Source organism: Actinoallomurus acaciae (assembly GCF_042429965.1).
Classification (GTDB): domain Bacteria; phylum Actinomycetota; class Actinomycetes; order Streptosporangiales; family Streptosporangiaceae; genus Actinoallomurus; species Actinoallomurus acaciae.
This window is the reverse complement of the sequence record NZ_JBHLZP010000902.1, coordinates 1-1,958: the sequence shown is the minus strand read 5'-3', so window position 1 is coordinate 1,958 and position 1,958 is coordinate 1. Positions and strand designations below refer to the sequence as shown.

General features: G+C 68.6%; 3 protein-coding genes. 2 read left to right on the top strand and 1 reads right to left on the bottom strand.

Annotated features, from left to right (window positions below; genetic code table 11):
• Together ACFFNX_RS48695 and ACFFNX_RS48690 are read left to right on the top strand one after the other, a co-directional pair.
• A partial coding sequence (locus tag ACFFNX_RS48695) for a glycosyltransferase family 4 protein (protein WP_378213257.1) occupies positions 1–459 on the top strand: 459 nt, incomplete at its 5' end.
• Positions 460–647: 188 nt separating this feature from the next.
• On the top strand, positions 648–1,649 hold the full coding sequence (locus tag ACFFNX_RS48690; RefSeq protein WP_378213255.1) for a TerC/Alx family metal homeostasis membrane protein: 1,002 nt from the start codon (positions 648–650) through the stop codon (positions 1,647–1,649).
• Here the strand turns inward: ACFFNX_RS48690 and ACFFNX_RS48685 are convergent.
• Positions 1,612–1,935 carry a hypothetical protein gene (locus ACFFNX_RS48685; protein ID WP_378213253.1) on the bottom strand — a complete coding sequence of 108 codons (324 nt, stop codon included), beginning with the start codon at positions 1,933–1,935 and terminating at the stop codon, positions 1,612–1,614. The two genes, ACFFNX_RS48690 and ACFFNX_RS48685, sit on opposite strands and share 38 nt — an antisense overlap.
• Between the last annotated feature and the right edge of the window lie 23 nt (positions 1,936–1,958).

Sequence of the window (1,958 nt, the reverse complement as noted above, 5' to 3'; positions counted from 1 at the left end):
TGGGCCCGGCGCACGCCCGCGCCGCTCGTGGCGATCGCCGGAGACGGGCCGCTGGAGGCGCCGCTGCGGGCGCGGATCGAAGCCGAGACCCTGCCCGTACGCCTGCTCGGCCGCCGCTCCGACGTGCCCGAGCTGCTCGCCGCCGCCGACGTCGCCGTCGTGTCCAGCGTCTGGGAGGGGCAGCCGCTCATCATTCAGGAGGTGCTGCGGGCCGGACGACCCCTGGTCGCCACCCGGGTCGGCGGCATTCCCGGCATGGTCGGCGAGGCGGCGGTCCTGGTCCCGTCCGGCGACGAGACTGCACTAGAGACGGCCGTAACACGCATTCTGGACAATCCGGAACTCGCCGAACGGCTTGCGTCTTCCGCGTCCCGCCAGGCACTCCGGCTGCCCACCGAAGAGGACGCGATCGATCAGCTCACCCAGGTTTATGCTCGGACGACCGGTACGGCTTCCTAACGCGGCACACTGTTCGGGACACGTTCGGTCTTGGATATAGTCGAGGCGCAGGAGGGGAGTATCCCTTTCGCGGCAGTGTCGTCACCACGGCTGGAGTCGTATGCGGCCCGGTACTGTCGGTTCGTGCCTATGAGCGCGGGCGGGAGAGACCTCCGGGGCTTTAGTCTGCCGCCGGAGGATACTGTCTCGTGAATGTCACGATCTTGGGCTGGACGCTCACGCTGGTCGGCATCCTCGCCGTCATCCTGGTCGATCTGTGGATCGTCGACCGTGGGCAGCCGAAGGAGTTCACCCTCCGGCAGGCCGGCGTATGGGTGACGTTCTATGTCGTGCTCGCTGTGGCGTTCGGCGTCTGCCTGCTGTTCGTCGCGGGCGGGCAGTACACCGCGCAGTTCTACGCGGGATATCTCACCGAGTACAGCCTGAGCATCGACAACCTGTTCATCTTCTACGTCATCATGGCGCGGTTCGCCGTACCACGCGTCAACCAGCACAAGGTGCTGCTCGTCGGCATCCTGATCGCGCTGGTCATGCGGGGCGCGTTCATCCTCGTCGGCGGTGCCGCGCTCGCCCGCTTCGAGTGGCTGTTCTACGTCTTCGGCCTGTTCCTCATCTGGACCGCGCTGGGGCTGCTGCGCGACAACGGTGACGAGGAGTTCAAGGAGAACATCCTGCTGCGCTGGGTGCAGCGCGTCATCCCGACCACCGGGGAGTACCACCGCGACCGGCTGACCGTGCGCGTCGAGGGGCGGCGGCTCGTCACCCCCATGCTCATCGTCATGGTCGCGATCGGCTCGACCGACCTGCTCTTCGCGCTCGACTCCATCCCGGCCATCTTCGGCCTGACCAAGCAGTCCTACCTGGTGTTCACCGCGAACGCCTTCGCCCTGATGGGTCTGCGCCAGCTCTACTTCCTGCTGGGCGGCCTGCTCGACCGGCTCATCTACCTGAGCAAGGGGCTGTCGTTCATCCTCGCCTTCATCGGCGTCAAGCTCATCCTCGAGGCGTTGCACGCGACCGGGTTCGAGCGGGTGCCGCAGGTGCCGATCTGGCTCTCACTGGTCGTGATCGGCGTGGCGATGCTCATCACCACGGTGGTGAGCCTGCTCAAGGCGCGCCACGACGCGGCGCGCGAGGCCGGCGACCCGGTGCCTACCGGCGTCGGGGACGCAGGGCGAACGCCACGTTGATCGCCACCAGCGCCAGCCACACGACGATGAGGCCGGGCAGCCCGGCCTCGGCCGCGGCAATGGCCGAGGTGGGGATGGAGACGCCGAGCGTCACGCACAGGACGGTGAGGGCCACCGCGCGCTCGGCCCTCTCATTCGCGACGGCGGCCGAGTCGCGCAGCGCGGCGGACCGCTCGATCCGCGCGGCGATCGCGTCGGCGAACGCCGCGTCGTAGTCGGGCCCCAGCTCGCGCCGTGCGGCGAGGGAGGCCGCGAGGTCGTCGCGCGGCAGCTCGGAAGTGCTCATGCCCCCCTTTGTACGCCTCGATC

What these genes read in the sequence shown, in the direction of transcription:
- ACFFNX_RS48685 (WP_378213253.1), bottom strand. Translation starts at nt 1,935, where the DNA reads ATGAGCACTTCCGAGCTGCCGCGCGACGACCTCGCGGCCTCCCTCGCC.